This window comes from Alphaproteobacteria bacterium (assembly GCA_005883305.1).
Taxonomy (GTDB): domain Bacteria; phylum Pseudomonadota; class Alphaproteobacteria; order Sphingomonadales; family Sphingomonadaceae; genus Allosphingosinicella.
This window is the reverse complement of the sequence record VBAC01000002.1, coordinates 257787-274993: the sequence shown is the minus strand read 5'-3', so window position 1 is coordinate 274993 and position 17207 is coordinate 257787. Positions and strand designations below refer to the sequence as shown.

The window sequence follows — 17207 nt, the reverse complement described above, 5'->3', positions numbered from 1 at the left end:
GCCATCCTTCGTGTATTCCACCCGAGTGACCCTGAGGCCGAAGTCGACGCGTGTCATCCTGGACGCGCCTGCCAAGATCGCCCTCGCGGTGATCGCCTGCACATGGCTGTTCGCCTGCGTCGCGGGGGGGTCGGCCCGGCCGGACGTTGCCTGGTTGCTCCTCGTTCGGCTGGCGGCCGTCATAGGGTCGGCGCTTCTCCTGCTGGTCGTGCCGTGGGGCCGCCTGCGGGCACAGCGGCCGTTGCTGCTTTTCACCTTCGCGGCGGCGGCCGTCGTCGCGCTTCAGCTCATCCCGCTTCCGCCGAGCGTCTGGGCTGCGCTGCCGGGCCGGGGGGCCTATGCAGCGCTCGGCTCGGGCGATCTGGGCGCGCCGGTCTGGAGACCCATCAGCCTCGCTCCGGATCTCACCTGGAACAGCCTCCTGTCCCTTTTGCCGCCTTTGCTTTTTATCCTGGCGGTCCCGGCGCTCGATCTGCATGCCCGGCGCTGGCTCCTGGTCGCGCTCTGGATCACTATCCTGCTCAGCGGTCTGCTGGGCCTTCTTCAAATGGCGGACGGCCCTGACAGCGCGCTGCGATTCTATCGATACACCAACGCCGACTCCGGGACGGGCTTCTTTGCCAATCGCAACCATCAGGCCGCTTTTCTGGCCATGGGCATACCCTTGGCCGCCTGGTGGGCGGGCCGAAGCGACGTTCCCCAGCGGACGCGTCGCGCACGTTGGATGATCGCCGGCTCCTCCTTACTCTTCGTGCTGACGGCGGCGGTGATGACTCAATCCCGAATGGGCGCGGTGGTCGTCATTCTGGCCCTTTTGCTGACGGCCGCCTTCATCATTCGCAGCGCCGGACTTCGCAAGGCAACGTTGGTTGCGCTGACCGCGGCAGGCCTTGCGGCATCCGGCCTCGGTGCATTGGCGCTGACCACCTGGTCGGACTCGCGTTCCGACACTTCAGTCGTCGGGCAAGATCTTCGCATCAAGGTGCTGCCCGAGACGATCGACGCCGCCAAGGCATTCTTTCCCGTCGGCGCGGGTTGGGGAAGCTTCACCTCCGTCTATCCCCGTTTCGAAAGCACCGAAGACCTGTCACCGCAATATCTGAACCATGCCCATACGGAGATTACGCAGATCCTGATCGAAGGCGGCGTGGCAGCGATCCTGCTGCTGATCGCCTTCCTGGGCTGGTATGCACTGTCCGTACGGCGCGCCTGGTCCCGACGCGTCACGCAGGGGGCCTCGGATGGGCGACTTTGCACGATTCTGGTCGCACTGCCGCTGATCGCGAGCATTACCGACTATCCGTTGCGCACGCCGCTGATGGCATGCGCGCTCGCCGGGGCGGCAACGATACTGGCGATGGTCGTGCGAGAGAGCGCGGCGAGCCGACCGGCGGCGGCGGAATGAGGGGTTTCGAGTTCCACTATTGTAGGTTCTGCCATAGTTGCTTTATGGCGCGCGCCGGGGGCTCGTCGAACGCTCGGCCGGCAATCAGGAGAATTTGTTCGTGCGTTTCAAGGCATTGACGCTGCTTCTCGTTGCGGCTTTCACAACGAGCTGTGCGCACACGCCGCCACTTTCCGGCCCGAGCCTGGCCGTGCTGCCGGTCACGGAATTGCCGCCTCCAACGCCGGCTATGGCCGACGGGTCCGAGCGGCCATATCTAATCGGCCCCTTCGACAAGGTGGAAGTCGATGTATTCGGAGTGCCGGAGCTTTCGCGTCGGGAAATTCAGACGGACGCGGGCGGGCGGATATCCTTTCCGCTTGTCGGCACCATCGATGCGAACGGAAAGACGGCTGAGCAAGTTGCGACCGAGATCGGCAACCGCCTTCGCGGCCGCTATGTCCGCGACCCCCAGGTCACGGTCAACCTAACGGAATCAGTGAGCCGCGTCGTGACCGTCGACGGGGAGGTGCGTGAACCTGGCCGTTACCCTGTGGTCGGACGAACAACGCTTATGCGTGCGGTCGCCCTTGCCCGGGGGACCACGGAATTCGCCGCCCTGAGCGAGGTCGTGGTGTTCCGCGACGTTGGCGACCAGCACATGGCCGCGCTTTACAATCTCGGAGCGATCAGAAACGGTCAGTATTCGGATCCGGAGATTTTCGCTGGAGACGTGGTGATGGTGGGCAATTCGCCGGGACGGCGACTGTTCAGAGATATTCTCCAGGCGGCGCCGCTGATCACGACACCGATCATCGCGCTTCTACAGAACAACAATTGACGCAGGGACGGCTGATACAAAGCTCATGAACGAAATGGCATCCACGTCCTCTGCTACTATCGGCCGCGTGAACGGCGGCGCCGGCGACGCATCTCTGCTGGTAATCCGCGACGTGCAGGAAAACTCGACGCTCGTGCGCTACGGCCGCATCGCGCGCCGCTGGAAATGGGTCATCATGGGGTCGATCGCGGCCGGCGTCGCGGCGGCGCTGATCGTCACGTTCATGATGACTCGGCAATACTCCGCGACGACGAGAATCGAAATCGCGCGCGAGGAGGCGCGGATCGTCAACATCCAAGGCGTCCAGCCCGAGGCGGGCACCGTGGACCAGGAATTCTATCAGACACAATATGGTCTGCTGAAATCGCGGGCGCTGGCAGAGCGCGTAGCACGTGAGCTGTCGCTGGCCGACAACCGCGCTTTCCTCGACCAGCACGGGATCACCGACACCCCCGGTTCGCTGGTCAACGAGCGACCGCTCGACAACAGCGCAGGCGCGCGCCAGGAGCGGCTGGCGCGGGTTGTCGGCCTGTTGCTCGACAAGGTCTCCGTTTCCCCGCTGCGTGCGTCCCGCCTCGTCGACGTCACCTATACCGACCCCGATCCCGCGGTCGCTGCGCGCGTCGCAAATGCCTGGGGCCGGCTGTTCATCCAATCAAACATAGAGCGACGCTTCGAGGCGACCGCTTATGCCCGCAACTTCCTTGAGCGGCGGTTGGCCGAGCTTCGGCAGAGACTCGACGAATCCGACCGCGCGCTCGTCGGCTATGCTTCCGCGCAGCGGATCATCAATATCAACACGCCCTCCGGAAACGGGGTGACCGGGGAACGGCCGATTACCGCGGACGATCTCGTCGCATACAACACCGCACTGGCGGAGGCGCGCAACCAGCGGATCACGGCCGAAAGCGTGCTACGCGGCGGGGCCGGTGCCGAGCAGAACGTCAACAACCCCACGCTCGGCGCCTTGCGCCAGCGCCGGGCCGAGGTCGCGGCCGAGCATGCCAGGCTGCTGACCCAGTTTGAGGCGCAATATCCAGCGGTCGAGGCGCTTGCGGCGCAGCTGCGGCAACTCGACCGGACGATCGCCGGTGAAGAGCGCCGGGTCATGACGGGCCTGCGCAGCCAAGTGACCCAGGCCGCGGCGCGGGAGACGGAGCTCGCCGCCCGGGTGGAAGCGCTGAAAACGAGCCTCATCGACCTGAGGCGCCGCAGCATCCAGTACAACATCCTTCAGCGAGAGGTGGATACGAACCGCACGATATATGACGGTCTGCTCCAGCGCTACAAGGAGATCGGAATCGCGGGCGCCGTCGGCACCAACAACATTTCGATCGTCGATCAGGCGCGCGTTCCCGAAGGTCCGTCCAGTCCCCGGCCGCTGATCAACCTGCTCCTCGGACTCATGCTCGGTGCCGGCCTCGGTGCAGCGCTGGCCCTGGCGCTCGAGCAGATCGACGAGGCGATCACCGATCCGGGCGAGATGGAGACGCTGCTCGGCGTGCCGAGCCTCGGCGTCGTGCCGAAGGTGGAAACCGGAGACCCGATCGAGACGCTTCAGGATCGCCGATCGGCCCTGACGGAGGCCTATCTCACCATCCGCACCAATTTGCAGTTCGCGACGCCGCACGGAGTCCCGCGCTCGCTGATGATCACGAGCACCCACGCCGCAGAGGGCAAATCGACCACCGCGCTGGCGCTGGCGCTCGTACTGGCGCGGCAGGGCCTGCGCGTCCTGGTCGTCGACTCCGACATGCGCTCGCCCTCGCTCCACCACCGCTTCAAGATCGGCAACGAGAAGGGGCTCAGCAACATTCTCAGCGGCAACGCGCGCTGGAATGAAGTGGCGCAGGATGCCGAGTTCGCCGGCGTCAAGGCGATCACGGCCGGGCCGCACCCGCCCAACTCCGCAGATCTGCTGTCGGGTCCGGGCCTCGGGACCTTGCTCGCCGAATTGATGGGTGCCTTCGATCACGTCATCGTCGACGCGCCGCCGATGCTTGGGTTGGCCGACGCGCCCTTGGTCGCGAGCAAGGTCGGCGGCGTCGTTTACGTCGTCGAATCTTTCGGGGTGCAGTCGCGCTCGGCGCGCATCGCGATCAATCGGCTCCGCAATTCCGGCGCACACATTCTCGGGGCGGTTCTGACGAAGTTCGAGAGCAAGAAGGCGGCCTATGGCTACGGATATGATTATGGCTATGGCTACGGCAACGACAAGGAAGCCTAAGGCCTCCTTCGGCACGGCCGGCTGATCGGGCCGAGGGTGCGCAAGGCGCTGATCCGGGCAGGCATTGTGCTGGGAGCGCTGGTCCTGGCGTGGCTTTCGGTTGCCGTCACTTTGTCGAATGCGCTGGCGGCCGCGGCGCCTTCGCTCGCGCTGCAGATCTGGCCCGGGCACGCCGCAGCTCACGCTCGGGCGGCGGACACGCTGATCGGTGCCGGCCTGCCAAGTGCAGCCAGCGAACAGCGGGCGCGCATTGATCAGGCGGCGCGAGAGGCTGCCGCTGCGCTTCGCCGCGACCCTTCTTTGGCAGGGCCGGCCCGAATTCTGGCGCTGCAGGCCGCCTTGCAGGGGAATGCGCGCCGTTCGGAAAGGTTGATCGAATATTCCGAGCGAATGTCGCGGCGCGACATTCCCACTCAGTTCTGGCTTATTGAAAATCGCGTTGCGGCCAATGACGTCCGCGGGGCTCTCCGTCATTTCGGCATTGCGCTGCAGGTGGCGCCGAGCACCAGGGAGGTGCTCTTTCCAGTGCTCAGCTCCGCGTTGACTCACGCCGATCTGGTGGGCCCGATCGCGGATCTCGTTCATCGCGGCGATTCATGGCGCTCGGACTTTCTTTATCACGTAAGCCAGAATGCGGATCCAGCCAGCGCGGGATCGCTCTTCCTGACTCTCGCCCGGCTCGGCACGCCGCCCGCGCCCCCTCATCTGCAAGGGTTGATCGAGCGCCTCGTGAGGGGAGGCAACTTCACCGGCGCGGCACGGATTTATGCTCTCGTGGACCGCCGTTGGCGGCTCAATGATCCGCCAGCCCAGCTCGACGGCGATTTTGCCCGGGAGGGGGATCTTCCCCCGTTCGGCTGGGAACTCAACCAAAACGTCGCCTGGCGCGGGGAACGGCCGGATCGGCCCGGAAACCCCTCGCTGCTGATCAACATGCCTGGAACCGGCGAGGATTGGGCGGCGCACAAGCTGCTGCTTCTGCCTACCGGGGTGTACCGGCTGTCCGCCTCATACGGCGTTTTCGAAGGCCAGGGAGGAGCCCTTCGCGTCGAGATTAGCTGCTCGCGCGGCGGGACGGTGGCCGCCGTCGTGTCCGCTCCGGCGAACGGACCCGTCGGCACCCTGAGCGGAGTGCTCGCAATACCTCCGGGATGCACCCAGCAATGGCTGACGATTCAGGCCATCGCGGCGGCCGACGCGACGGTTCCAGCGAAGCTGTGGCTGGACAATCTCGGTCTGGCCCGCTCAGCCGGGTAGAAGGCGCTGCCGCCAGCCGGCCTCAGGCAACCGCGGCCAGCACGCGTTCGGGCAAGTCGCTGAGCGGGAACCGATCGATCGAGCCCTCATTCTCGAGACCGCTGTCGGCGAAGTAGCCGATTCCGTTATGCGCCCCGTTCTTGAGGGCGACGAATACGACGTCGTCCTTGAGGCCGGAAAAAGTCTCGTTGCCGACTGAAAAAACGAAGTCCTCCGCGATGTCGTGGGAATAGATCAAGCTCACGAACAGGCTGTCGCCCCGATTGTCGCATTCGAACAATGCCTCGCCCTCCGGCCCCCGCGCGGCGCCAAGCCGCCGTTCTGCGTCCCGCGCCTCGGATGCATCACGAAAACTGACGAGGAAATCCCGCGACATGCGAGGTGCCACCTCGGCGAAGGAAACCCCGATCCGCCGCAGGAAAGCGGCATGGTCCCGCAGCCGCCAATAATAGGTCACTTCGGGATGAGGATCCTGATGGAGGCCTGTCGCCAGCATGATCCGGTAGTCGGGGAACGCCCGCTGCACTTGCCCCAGCACCCGGTCGTACAATGCATAGACGTCGAATACCGGATCCTGACCTTCGGCGATGTACCATTCGGGGTTCCGCAGCGGACCCCGGTAGACCGTCGAGGAGAACATATAGTGGTGCTGGATATGCGCCGCGCCGTTCAGGAACAGAGTGGCGAAATCGGGCTGGGTCCGGCGCACCAGGCGAACGAACAAATCGGCGAGCAACTGATCCAGAAAGGCGGCGCGAAGCCAAGGCCGCCGCCGGGCAGCCGCCGCATAAGCGAGATAGTGCCCGTAATTGACGGGTCGGGCCGCCCGGGCCGCACCGCTGATGAGGTGGACCAGCGAGTGGGCGTCGAGCCTTGCCTCCGCATTGTCCGATACGGCCTGGACGATAGCCGCGTACAGTCGCCGATAGGCTGGAGGCGCGTCGACCCGCGTGCGCGTCCAGGGATCGGGGACGAAGAAGGCCGGGGACTTGAGGTTGTTGCGGGCGTTCATCGGGCTGATCGCGCCCACCTTGCGGCCCGCCTGCTCAAGCCGTTCCCAAATCTGAAGATGATCCGCCCCGGCCATATCGCCGAGCCGGAACACCCGATGGTCGCCAAAGGGCAGGCCCGTATGGGCGGTTACCCACTGGATCCACGGCTCAAGCAGCTCATACGTCTCTTCAGATATCGTCTCGTGATAGCCGTGCGCACCAAGGAAAGCAGCCAGGTTGGGCAGCTTTCCTTGGGCGACATAATCCTCGATCGCGCCGAAATTCACTTCATTCAGCTCGAGAAACAGCAATTTGCGTTGCACGGCGCTCATCTTCACCTCTTTCGCGGCGCTGTTACCATCCTACCGGCCGCTCTTCAAAGGGGGGTGCCTCGTGCGTTTGGCCGGCGAAGCCATTCGACGTCGATTCCGCTTTTCGGCCAGCGATCCACGCCGTTCAGGCGGCGCCAAATCCGCAACGGGAAGCGAAGCAGCGTCCGCGCCGGGGCCGCAGAGTAACCCAGCGCCCGGATGGACCTTTGCTTGTCCGCCGAGATCCGCCTTATCGATTCAAGCCCCTGGGTCGAAACGCCGCCCTGCCGGAAGCAGGTGAGGATCCGCCCGGCTACCAGCCACCGCGCCCCGCGTCCAAGGATCAGGCGGGCAATCAGATCGAAATCAGCGCCGACCCGGAAGCTGATGTCGAACCCGCCCGCCGCCAACAAAAGCGCGCGCCGGGCGTAGAAGGAAGGATGGGGCGGCATCGCCCCGATCGTCAGCCACCAGGAGCGAAAGCCGCGAGCCGAATAAATATAGGGCGTCGGCCTGCCATCGGAATCGACCAATGCGGTGTCGCCCAAGATGCAATCGGCGCCGCTTTCGGCTGCGCGGGCGATGAACCCGAGGGCGTCCGGTGCGGCCAGAAAATCATCCGCATTGAGAAAGCCGACATAGTCGCCCGTGGCCAAATGAAGACCCTTGTTCATCGCATCATAGAGACCGTCGTCGTGGCCGCTGACGAACCGCAGTCGATCGTGCCGCAGGCGCTCGACCAACGCGGCCGTCCCGTCAGTCGAGCCGCCATCGACGATGATATGCTCGAAATCGGCCCAGTCCTGGGCGGCGACCGACCGGATCGTATCCTCGATCGTCCGCTCGGCGTTCAAGCACACGGTGACGACGCTGATGGTGGCGCCGCTGGCGGCTCGATCCCCTTTCATCCGCGCGCGTACGCCTCGCGGAAGACGTCGGCCAGCGCGCGGCCGAAACCTGCATGGCGCGCTTGGGCCCGGAGCCGGGCCTCGGGGCGATCTCCCACCAGATCGGCCTCGTCCATTCCCTCCACGACTGCCAGGTGGCGGCACAGCTGGTCCGCGTCGCGGGGATCGAAAAACAGCGCATCGTCCAGCGCCTGCTCGCGATGGACTTCTATGTCCGAAAGGATCATCGGCAGGCCGATCGATTTCGCTTCCTCTACGGTCGTGCTCCATCCTTCGAACAGGGACGGATTGATCAGCACCGCCGCGCTGCGCATGAGAGCCTGGAGCTGATCGTAGGGCACCGAACCGAGAAGCCGGACCTGCTGATCCAGACCGTTCTCCGCGATCACATCCCGGATCCGGTCCAGGTGGCGTGGGGCCCGGGGATCCACCCCATGACCCGTCATGGCGAGGACCAGCCCGCCGCCCTGGTCGCGTAGCTTGGTCATAGCCTCGACCGCGAGCAGATGATTTTTGTGCACCCAAAACTGATTGGGAAGCAGCGCGAAGCGGGCCGGCAGGCCGAGCGGCGCGATGCGCTCGCGGGCCTCACCGTAGCTCAACGGCGGCGGTGCCGGCACAGCGAAACGCACCACACGCGTCCGCCCCCGGCTCGCCGGATAATGATCGACGCAATCCGCTTCGGCGCTGGCGCTGCTCAGCATGATCGTACGCCCGGAAAGGATCTGCGCACGAAAGCCCAGGCTCCGCCGCAGCCGCCCGCCCCGGGAGAACAGACGCGGCAGGTGCAGGTGCTGGAAATCGGGCATCCAGGCGACGGCCGGCAGGGGAAAGCGCCAGCCGAAGAAAGTGGCGGGCTCGAAGACGACGTCGATCGCCTCGCGGCGGAACAATGCGAGCGCCTCCCGGTCGAGGCCGGTCGCCAGGGCGCGGACCAGGCGGGCGGATTTGCGGGCCGCATCGAAGACCGGATCCTGCACGATCCGAGTCCCCGGCAGAGTGGCGATGGCCGCCAGCCGGGCAGGCGCCACGTCGGTTCCGATGAACAACACGGTTTCGACGTCGTCGCCGCCGCCGCGGGACAAGGCCGCGACCATGTTGAGCATATAGTGCCAGCCGCCAAGCCAATGATTGCCACCGATCGGTGGAATTCCGATCCTGATCACGCGCCGGCACCCGTCCTGCCGCGGAACCAGCGCACATAATCGGCGATTCCGGTTTCGGGCGTCACGTGCCAGTCGAACCCCCAATCGTCGAGCCGCTTGCGACCCGCTACCAGGCTGAATGGGTCGCCGAGGCGGCGCTGCCCGTCGAACGAAACGTTCGGCCCGTCACCCCACGCGGAGCGGGCCATTTCGGCGATCGCGCGTACCGTGACGCCTTCCCCGCGGCCGCCATTGGCCAAGGCAACGTCTTCCGACGCGCGCGATGCTGCCTCCCGCAACAGCCGGGCGACATCATCGACGTGCAGCCAGTCCCTAAGCTCCTCGCCCGAGCCGCCCAGAGTGACGGGCTCGTCGCGCTCCAGCTTCAGGCAGAGTTCCCACAGCAACTGCTTGCTGAGCTCCCTGCCGTACACGGAAAAGGGTCGTACGATCGCGATCCTGAGCCCGAAATTTTGCGCGAAGGATCGGCAAAGCTCCTCCATCACGACCTTGTGGGAACCGTAAGGAGAAACTGGGCGAAGAGCAGCATCCTCATCGATCGGCCCGGCATGGCCCTTGCCGTAGACCGCGGCGGAAGACACAGCGACAATCGCCGCGGACGGAGCGTTCAGCCGGGCCCATTCGAGAAGCGCGGCGGTCGAATGCGCGGTCCGGCGAAAGTCTTCCAGCGGCGCCACGAGAGACTTCGCCACCGACGAGCCGCCGGCGAGATGGTAGATCGATTCCGGCGCGCCGCCGAGCGCGGCGAGGCGCTCGAGGCTTGCCGCATCGACTTCACCCTCGACCCAGGCGCTCACCCCCCACCGGGCGGATTCCGCCTTCGGCCAAGCGCCGTGACCGATGCCCCCGACCTCGTCGCCGGCTTCGGCAAGGTGCTTGGCCAGATGCCGTCCGATGAAGCCGTGAGCGCCGGTGATCCACGCCGTTGCCATCAGCCGGCCGGCGCTTCGCCGATCCTGTCGAGGTCGGCAACGGTCAGCATCGAGCCATTGGTGACGTCCTCAAGCGGCATGTCGGCGATGATCGCCCTTCGCTCGGATTCGCGCGGAAAGGTCAGCGCACCCGACCGGTCTCTCGCCTCGCGGAACGGGGTCGGACGGAAGGTTGCGCCGATACTCGCAGGACGGACGACATCGTTCAGCAGGTCGTCGCGAACGAAGAAGGCGTTGCTGCCCGCGGAATTGCCGCCCACGAGGCTGTAGCCGCGGCGCCGCGCCAGCCAATCGAACGCCCCGAGGCTGGCGCCGTAATAGATGTTCGAATGGTGCGCACTAGTCCGGAAGAAGGCCGCGTCGTAGGGCACGGTCACGGTCGCCGTCGGGCCGAACACCCCGTTATATTCAACGATCAGAATGGCCGGGCGAAGGTGCTCCAGCGCAGCGAGCACGTGCCAGTCGACGCCATCGATGTCGACGGAAAGGATGCCGATCTCGTCGAAACCGGAAGTGGCGATAAGCTCCGCGATGTTTTCGCGCGTGATGAAGGCGTTGATCGCCCGCAAATCGTGCTTCCAGAAATAGCTGCCGGACCTCAGGCGCGCGATATTCTTTTCGGAGCCGTCGATAACGAAGCCGCGCCAATTGTCCTTCATCATCAGGAAGCGGCAATTGGATTCGGAAAAATCCTCGACGCCGAATTCGACGAACGTCCTGTCCGGGATGTCCAGATTGGCAATGAGGTGCTGGATGATTCCGTCCTCGCCCCATTGTGAGAACACCTTGAATTCGTAGTCGGCAAGGGTCTCGCGGCGCGCGCTCCGATTGAGTTCGGCGAGGATCCGCCCCTGGTTGATGCGTACCTCGTCGAGATTGCGCTGCAGCAGGCCGATCGACCTCAAATGGCGCCAGGCGCTGGCTATGCTCGTCGGCAACTTAAGATCCCCCTTCCGAGCGGCCTAGTTCGGCCCGCTTACTTGTTCCGCCGCGGCAGAGATAACCATGACGTAGGTCATCATATGGCTGGCTTTGTAGCCGAACAGCTTGCGAACGGTCTTGCGGATCAGGCTCTTGGCGGTCCCGATGGGGCGCCCGGATATGTGGCGCTCATAGGCGGTCGAAGACGGATAGACGTCATGCGCTGCGACCGAAAAGCCGCTGGTTTCCAAGAGATTGATCAGCGTCATCGGGTGATAGTAATTGATGTGCCCCATCCCGCGATAGACGCGACCCCTGGCGCCGCCTTCGAGCGGGGCGACCAGATAAAGGTGCTTCGCCACGCGGGCGACCTCCCGCAGGAACAGCCGTTCGTGCTCGACATGCTCGATGACGTGCGCGCACACCGCGGTGTCGAAGCTTCGGTCCGGGAAAGGCAGTTTGTAACCGTCGAATAACTCCGCCGAGCGCAGCGATGGAAGCTTGCGATCGAGGATTCTCGCGATGCCGGCCTTGGAAATTTCGACCGCAACGATCTCGCTGGCGAGGCCGCGCCGGTCAATCTCGGTCGAGACCGCTCCCTCACCGGCGCCGACGTCGAGCGTTCGGCCGAGATTCGAGCCGCCGAGCCGGACGATCTGGTCGACGCTGTCGCGCGCGGCCAGGTCCCGCTTCAGGTCCTCGAAGGGATCCGGCTGGTAATAATCCTCGTAGAGATCCGAAAGGTGGGGCGATACGTTGGACAAAGGGGAGTGCTTTCCGATTGCTGCCGCTGGGGCTGGCTTAGCCGCGGGCCGCGCGGACGATGGTCGCCGGGTTGCCGGCGACGACCGCGTCCGCCGGCACGTCCTGCCGCACGACCGAGCCGGCCGAGATGATTGCCCTGTCGCCGATATTGACTCCGCGCATGATGATCGCATTGGCTCCTATCCAGACATCGTCGCCGATGACGACCGGCCGGTCCCCGAGATCGACCGTCTGGCCATGACGATTACCGATCGTCGCCTGAGCGTGGGCGCGCCGGGCCAGATGGTCGATCGGATGCGTGAAATTGTCCATTATCATCACATTATGGGCAATCAACACATAGTTGCCGATGGCAATTGACGCTCCCGACCAAATTCGGCTGTTCTGGCCGACATAGCACCATTCCCCGAGCGCGATTCGGCCGCCATGGCCGAAAGTCATCAATTGCCCGAGCACGAGACTGTTGGCGCCGATCGAAATCGCCTCGCTGCTCGGCTGGTGGTTGGCAATCTTGGCTTCCAGGGCGAGGCGCGCGCCTTCGCCCAGCCGGCACGTCCTGCGGCCCACCAGTCGCGCCTTGACGATCGATGGGTTGATGAAATTAGCTATTCGCACAGTCTCTGAAACGCTTCCCATTGGGCGGATTTGCTATAGCGGGTCGAAATCATCGCGTGCGCGCGCCGGGCCATGGCTTCACGCTCCCCATCCCGTTCGAGCAGCTGCTCTATCGCCGCGATCATCTCCCGCTCGTCGCTATAGTCGAGGAAGGTTTCCCCCGCCACCATCCCTTTCGGATAGTCCCCGGCATCGCTGACGACCGCGGCCCCGCAGCCCATTGCCTCCCACATGCGCATGTTGCCTCGCGCCCGTCCCGCCATGTCGATCGCGCCGTTGAGCACCAGCTTGGCCTGGCCGATCATCGCATAAAGGTCGCGCCCGTAGGCCGGGGCCGTCGCGACCGAGCGGATCTCGGCGGGGCGCCGATGGCGGCGCAAGGGGCCGGCCAGGCCGAGCGGGGTTTCGGCAAGCCGGGTCAGCCGCGAAGGATCGAGGCAATAGACCACGCGATAGCCGCCACCGATAGTCGCGGCCCGGCGCAAGGCTTCGGCCCGACCGCGGTGGTGGCGCGAGAAGCCGCCCACGAACAGCAGGTCGACCGGCCGTTCGTCGCGCGCCGCGTAGGTATCCATTTCGGGATCGTGACCCGGCGTGAACAGCTCGGCGCGCACGCCCTGGGCGCGATACTGGTCCAGCAGGCTCGGGAAGTTGTTGACGATAATGTCGTGATCGAGAAAGTCCGCCCCCTCTGACGGCGCCGCGCGCCAGGCGATGGTCCTGCGGACCGAGCCCGGCAGGCGTCTCAGAAACGCGTTGCCGAAATTCACTGGATCGCAATTGTAGAAGACCTCCGTCCGGTGCGCCTCGATCTGGGCGAGCAGGATGTCGTCCGGCCGCGCCGTGCCCGGAAGGCCATTCTCGCGAGCCCACGCGCGCTGCAGGTCTGTGTCATTGCCCGCCGTCAGGAAGGCGGAGGGATCGCCGGCGAGGCAGGGCTCCAGCAAATGGATCGCGCCGAACCGGTCGTCCAGGAGTATTGCGCGCATCTCGTCAAACGACGCCGCGCCCCGGCGCAGCGCGCGCAGGCGGGGCTTGTAGCTGGCCTGGAGCCCGTAGGTCTGGAAAATGCGCATGATCGCCCGGGGCCTTGTCGGCGCGTCAAATGGACGGCGCGTGCCGCGCCGGGCCGGCGGCCGCTGTCGCCGCGTCCCGCCGCACCCAGACCAGAATCAGGCCGATCATCGTCAGCAGGCTGCCATGGCCCCAGATGCTGCCCGAAAATTGCGCCGCCATGAAGAATTGAATGACGAGCAGGGCGACGAGCAGCCGGCCCTGCCTCATTCGCGCCACGGCGGTTCGAGCCGCCTGGAACGTGAAGATGAATAGCGGGATGAGACCGGCAAGACCCATCGCCATGGCTGCGTCGAGGATCAGATTGTGCGGGTAATCGAGCGTTGCGAGCTCGATATAGGCGTTGCCGACGAAAGGGTGGTCGAAGAAATCGGCGATCGCATAATCCTGGCTGAGCAACCGTTCCGAGACTGACGCGTCCCAGCCGACTGTCGAGAAGCGGTCGAGGATCACAAGCTGGTCGGGCGAGGATCGCAGCGCGACCGCCGCCACGGCGGCCAGAGTCAGCAGCACCACCCCCCAGCGGCGCGCGATGACGCAATAGACGACCACGCAAACGCCGACCGCGACGAACGGGCCGCGCGATCCCGCTTGGATCATGGTCGCCACCCCGATCGCGGCCGCGACGGCGATGAGGATCTTTGGCACCAGCCGGCCCGGATGGTACCAGGCGACGACGCAGGAGATCAGCAAAGTCGCTCCGACGTGCCCGATGCTGATCGCGTTGACGGTCTCGAGGCTGAGCCGGCCGCCGGTCTGCTCGAGCGAGTTGACGATCTCCGATTCCAGGCCCAGCAGGCCGATCAGCAGCAGCAGGGTGGCGGCGACCAAGGCGGCGGCGAATGTCGGCCGGATCAACTGATGCTCATCGAGCGTCCGGCCTGCGAAGAAGACGGCGAGGACCGGCGGCAGCACCCCGCCAACGTAGAATATGATCGCCAGATCGGCGCGATAGATGCCGAAGGCGAAATTGTCGACGTAGAGCCGGACGAGATAGGCCAACAGAAAAACGGTGAGCGCCATCGGAAATATAGGGGTTTGATTCCGGACCAGCGCGGCCACGATCGCGAGCGCCGAGAGGGCGGCGACGATGCCGCGATAGCCGTAGGTGACCGTCGTCGGCTCGACAAACGGCACGAAGATGGTCGAGGCGCCGGCGATCGGATAGCCGACGATGACCAACGGAATGAACCAGGCCATCAAGAAGGCGAGAGGGTCCCACGCGACGCGGCCCCCCTTGCGGCCCGGGATGTCGGCGCCGTCTGCGGATGGCGCGGCCGGGAGGGCGCCCTGCTCCATCATGCCGCCTCGCTCCCGCGCGGCGCTCTCTCGCGCAGCCAGCGGCGGATGGACATCATGCGCGAATGGAACTGGCGGTCGCTTTTGTAGGCGCTGTGCGGCACCGGCGGGGAGGCGAGCAGCCCGGCGAGCTCCTCGGCGGTGATGCCGAGCTTCTTGGCCACGAACCGCATGTCGAGCCGCGCGTGGCGCTCGTCGATCGGCGGTCGGGCGACTTCGTCCAATGCTTGCTCGCGCGTCATCTGCCCCGAGACGATCAGGCTGGAGAGCTGGAGGCGGCGTTTGTCGACCATGTGCTTCCGCGGCAAATAGATTTCCTGGTAGAATTTTGTGAAGCGCGATTCGCTGTGCTTGCTGCCATAATCGCGCCACCCGTAGCGCGCGTCGAGCACTCGCTTGGCCTCCTCCTTGTCGTAATCGAGGAAGTTGAGCGGCTTTTCGATCACCGGCCGGCGAAGGACGCGGGTCGTCCACAGATATTCGCTGATGCGCATGACCGGATAGGTCTTGAGGGGGACCGTCCCGAATTGCCTGTGAATCGCGGCAACGTGGGTGCCGTCGATCGACGGGGGCGCGTCGATGCCGGGGATCGATACGGATTCCGACGTGAAGTTGACGCCGCTGAGAAACGTGCGGATGCCGAAGCGCCGCGCTGATCTGAACAGAGTGGCGAAGAAGGCGTGATCTTGCGGGAAATCCTGGTTCAGTACGCCGGCGCGCAGGAACGCGAGCTGCAGATCGCGCATCTCCTGCCATTCGATCACCTTGGTATGCAGATCGAGATCCAGGGCGCGGACCAGCGTCTCGATGTTGCGCACCGCAGGGGCGCTGTTCCATCCTCCATCGACGTGAACCGCCAACAGCCGCAGCCCATATTCCGTGACCATATGATGGACCAGGTAGGCGCTGTCGATGCCACCGCTGAGGCCGACCATCGCATCATAGCGCCGGCCTTTGCCTTCCGCGCGAAGGCGTTCGACCAGCCGCTTCATGCGTTCGGCGCCTTCGGCATCGGGCCACCATTCATGCGGGCGGCGTGCGAGTGCCTCCCGGCAGCAGTTGCACTGCCCGGTTTCGTCGAAGCGAACGCCCCCTTCGCTTTCATCCATTATGCAGAAGCGGCAGACCTGAAGATTGGTGGGGCGAGCCTTCATGATGTGGCCAGCTCCACCGCGTCGGGATAGCTGATCAGCACGGCGCGCAGTCGCCCGATGAAAGCAAAAGCGCTGCCAGAGGCCGCGGCCGAGGCCCCGGCGCGTAGAGCGTCGAGCAAATGGGGGGTCTCCCCAGCGCCGCCAAGGGCCACTAGCGGAACTGGAAGAGCGCAGGCTATTTTCTCAATCAGATCGAGGTCCATTCCTGCGCGCGTGCCATCGAGATCAATCGATTGCAGGATGATTTCGCCCACGCCCGCCTCAACCAGACCGCGGGCATGATCCAGCGGATTACGGCCAAGTGGGATTTGGCCGGACTGGGTGTAGCAGACCGCGGCGGTTCCGGGGCGACTTCGATAGTCGACGCACCCGACTACGGCTTGCTGACCGAACACCGCTGCCATCTGGCTGATCAGCCCCCGGTCGCACGTTGCCGAACCGATCACGAACTTCTCGACCCCCGCCGCGGCCAGCGCCTGGCACGGGCCGAGCGAGGTGAGACCGCCGCCATAGGAGAGCGGCATGAAACATTCCGAAGCCAGCTCGGTGACGAACCCAATGTCGGGTCCGCGCCCATCGACGGCCGCGTCGATATCGAGGACGCAGATCTCGTCCACTTCCTTTTCGTTGAACAAGCGCATCACGTTGAATGGGTCACCGATATAGGTGCGCTCGCCGAATCCGACGGTCTTCACCAGGCGGCGATCCCGATCCACCAGAAGGACGGGAATCAGGCGAGGGCGGCGCGCAATCATAAGCGTGCGAAGGCCGCCAACAGGCGCATGCCGAACCGGTGGCTCTTTTCCGGATGAAATTGGACGCCGTGGATGTTGCCGCGCGACACAGCCACTGTCACCGGGCCGCCATAATCGATGGTCGCGGCGATATCCGACCGGTCGTCGCAGGCGAGATGGTAGGAATGGACGAAATAGAAGCGTTCCCGGGCGCCTGCATCGCGAAAAAGGGGCGCGCCGGGCGTTGAATCGAGTTCCGCCCAGCCGATGTTGGGTACCTTAAGGCCAGTATTCGGATCGGGAGACAGCCGCCTGACCGAGCCCTCGATCAGGCCCAGACCCGGCATTGCACCCTCTTCGCTGGCACCGGCAAGCAGCTGCATGCCGAGGCAGACGCCGAGCAAGGGCGTGCCGCCCTCCGCCGCCTCGCGTAGCGGATCGTAAAGGTCACGCTCGTTCAGGGTGGACATGGCCCGATCGAAGGCGCCCACGCCCGGAAGGATCAGCTTTTCGGCCGACGCGAGTTCCTCGGGCCGGCTGACGATGCACGCATCCACTCCCAGATAATCGTACATGTTTTGCAAGGAGGCGACATTCCCCACTCCGTAATCGACGATCGAGATCATC

16 protein-coding genes are annotated in these 17207 nt (G+C 65.0%); 4 read left to right on the top strand and 12 right to left on the bottom strand.

Annotated features, from left to right (window positions below; genetic code table 11):
• The first annotated feature begins 25 nt into the window (after nt 1–25).
• The 4 genes from E6G92_14500 to E6G92_14485 all read left to right on the top strand — a co-directional run bounded on the left by E6G92_14500 (nt 26) and on the right by E6G92_14485 (nt 5709).
• Nucleotides 26–1405 carry an O-antigen ligase family protein gene (locus tag E6G92_14500; protein ID TMJ17518.1) on the top strand — a complete coding sequence of 460 codons (1380 nt, stop codon included), beginning with the start codon at nt 26–28 and terminating at the stop codon, nt 1403–1405.
• 229 nt (nt 1406–1634) lie between these two features.
• A complete protein-coding gene (locus tag E6G92_14495) occupies nt 1635–2225 on the top strand; it encodes a polysaccharide export protein (GenBank protein TMJ17628.1) in 591 nt (196 codons plus the stop codon).
• Nucleotides 2226–2250: 25 nt separating this feature from the next.
• The gene (locus E6G92_14490) at nt 2251–4452 is read left to right on the top strand and encodes a polysaccharide biosynthesis tyrosine autokinase (protein TMJ17517.1); all 2202 of its coding nucleotides are present in this window, start codon (nt 2251–2253) and stop codon (nt 4450–4452) included.
• Between the two features lie 36 nt (nt 4453–4488).
• Nucleotides 4489–5709, top strand: coding sequence for a hypothetical protein (locus E6G92_14485; GenBank protein TMJ17516.1), 1221 nt, complete (start codon nt 4489–4491; stop codon nt 5707–5709).
• A 22-nt stretch (nt 5710–5731) separates the two neighbouring features.
• Here E6G92_14485 and E6G92_14480 read toward each other — a convergent pair whose 3' ends face one another.
• Genes E6G92_14480 through hisH form a run of 12 tightly spaced genes read right to left on the bottom strand, consistent with a single transcriptional unit; the run spans nt 5732 to nt 17206 of the window.
• Nucleotides 5732–7033 carry a hypothetical protein gene (locus tag E6G92_14480; protein ID TMJ17515.1) on the bottom strand — a complete coding sequence of 434 codons (1302 nt, stop codon included), beginning with the start codon at nt 7031–7033 and terminating at the stop codon, nt 5732–5734.
• 44 nt (nt 7034–7077) lie between these two features.
• Nucleotides 7078–7920: a glycosyltransferase gene (locus E6G92_14475; protein ID TMJ17514.1), complete on the bottom strand. Its 843-nt coding sequence runs from the start codon at nt 7918–7920 to the stop codon at nt 7078–7080.
• Nucleotides 7917–9086 carry a glycosyltransferase family 4 protein gene (locus E6G92_14470; protein TMJ17513.1) on the bottom strand — a complete coding sequence of 390 codons (1170 nt, stop codon included), beginning with the start codon at nt 9084–9086 and terminating at the stop codon, nt 7917–7919. Before E6G92_14470 ends, E6G92_14475 begins: the two co-directional genes overlap by 4 nt.
• Nucleotides 9083–10018, bottom strand: coding sequence for an SDR family oxidoreductase (locus E6G92_14465; protein ID TMJ17512.1), 936 nt, complete (start codon nt 10016–10018; stop codon nt 9083–9085). Before E6G92_14465 ends, E6G92_14470 begins: the two co-directional genes overlap by 4 nt.
• Nucleotides 10018–10956 (bottom strand): hypothetical protein, encoded by a 939-nt coding sequence (locus E6G92_14460; protein ID TMJ17511.1) that lies wholly within the window; start codon nt 10954–10956, stop codon nt 10018–10020. The genes E6G92_14465 and E6G92_14460 overlap by 1 nt, the downstream gene beginning before the upstream one ends.
• Nucleotides 10957–10980: 24 nt before the next feature.
• The gene (locus tag E6G92_14455) at nt 10981–11877 is read right to left on the bottom strand and encodes a methyltransferase domain-containing protein (protein ID TMJ17510.1); all 897 of its coding nucleotides are present in this window, start codon (nt 11875–11877) and stop codon (nt 10981–10983) included.
• A complete protein-coding gene (locus tag E6G92_14450) occupies nt 11741–12340 on the bottom strand; it encodes an acyltransferase (GenBank protein TMJ17509.1) in 600 nt (199 codons plus the stop codon). Before E6G92_14450 ends, E6G92_14455 begins: the two co-directional genes overlap by 137 nt.
• Entirely contained in the window at nt 12310–13395 is a 1086-nt protein-coding gene (locus E6G92_14445; GenBank protein ID TMJ17508.1) for a glycosyltransferase family 1 protein, read from the bottom strand. The genes E6G92_14450 and E6G92_14445 overlap by 31 nt, the downstream gene beginning before the upstream one ends.
• Nucleotides 13396–13420: 25 nt before the next feature.
• Nucleotides 13421–14695, bottom strand: a complete 1275-nt coding sequence (locus E6G92_14440) for a hypothetical protein (GenBank protein TMJ17507.1) — start codon at nt 14693–14695, stop codon at nt 13421–13423.
• Entirely contained in the window at nt 14692–15846 is a 1155-nt protein-coding gene (locus E6G92_14435) for an N-acetyl sugar amidotransferase (GenBank protein TMJ17506.1), read from the bottom strand. Before E6G92_14435 ends, E6G92_14440 begins: the two co-directional genes overlap by 4 nt.
• Complete coding sequence (gene hisF, locus E6G92_14430) at nt 15843–16601, bottom strand: imidazole glycerol phosphate synthase subunit HisF (GenBank protein ID TMJ17505.1); 759 nt, start codon at nt 16599–16601, stop codon at nt 15843–15845. The genes E6G92_14435 and hisF overlap by 4 nt, the downstream gene beginning before the upstream one ends.
• On the bottom strand, nt 16598–17206 hold the full coding sequence (hisH, locus tag E6G92_14425) for an imidazole glycerol phosphate synthase subunit HisH (protein TMJ17504.1): 609 nt from the start codon (nt 17204–17206) through the stop codon (nt 16598–16600). The genes hisF and hisH overlap by 4 nt, the downstream gene beginning before the upstream one ends.
• Nucleotide 17207 lies beyond the last annotated feature (1 nt).

Bases quoted from the DNA above. Each gene is read 5' to 3' on its own strand.
- E6G92_14495 (TMJ17628.1), top strand. From the start codon at position 1,635: ATGGCCGACGGGTCCGAGCGGCCATATCTAATCGGCCCCTTCGACAAG.
- E6G92_14490 (TMJ17517.1), top strand. From the start codon at position 2,251: ATGAACGAAATGGCATCCACGTCCTCTGCTACTATCGGCCGCGTGAAC.
- E6G92_14480 (TMJ17515.1), bottom strand. From the start codon at position 7,033: ATGAGCGCCGTGCAACGCAAATTGCTGTTTCTCGAGCTGAATGAAGTG.
- E6G92_14475 (TMJ17514.1), bottom strand. From the start codon at position 7,920: ATGAAAGGGGATCGAGCCGCCAGCGGCGCCACCATCAGCGTCGTCACC.
- E6G92_14465 (TMJ17512.1), bottom strand. From the start codon at position 10,018: ATGGCAACGGCGTGGATCACCGGCGCTCACGGCTTCATCGGACGGCAT.
- E6G92_14455 (TMJ17510.1), bottom strand. From the start codon at position 11,877: ATGCGATCATCATGCGCGGAGTCAATATCGGCGACAGGGCAATCATCT.
- E6G92_14450 (TMJ17509.1), bottom strand. From the start codon at position 12,340: ATGGGAAGCGTTTCAGAGACTGTGCGAATAGCTAATTTCATCAACCCA.
- E6G92_14445 (TMJ17508.1), bottom strand. From the start codon at position 13,395: ATGCGCATTTTCCAGACCTACGGGCTCCAGGCCAGCTACAAGCCCCGC.
- E6G92_14440 (TMJ17507.1), bottom strand. From the start codon at position 14,695: ATGATGGAGCAGGGCGCCCTCCCGGCCGCGCCATCCGCAGACGGCGCC.
- E6G92_14435 (TMJ17506.1), bottom strand. From the start codon at position 15,846: ATGAAGGCTCGCCCCACCAATCTTCAGGTCTGCCGCTTCTGCATAATG.
- hisF (TMJ17505.1), bottom strand. From the start codon at position 16,601: ATGATTGCGCGCCGCCCTCGCCTGATTCCCGTCCTTCTGGTGGATCGG.
- hisH (TMJ17504.1), bottom strand. From the start codon at position 17,206: ATGATCTCGATCGTCGATTACGGAGTGGGGAATGTCGCCTCCTTGCAA.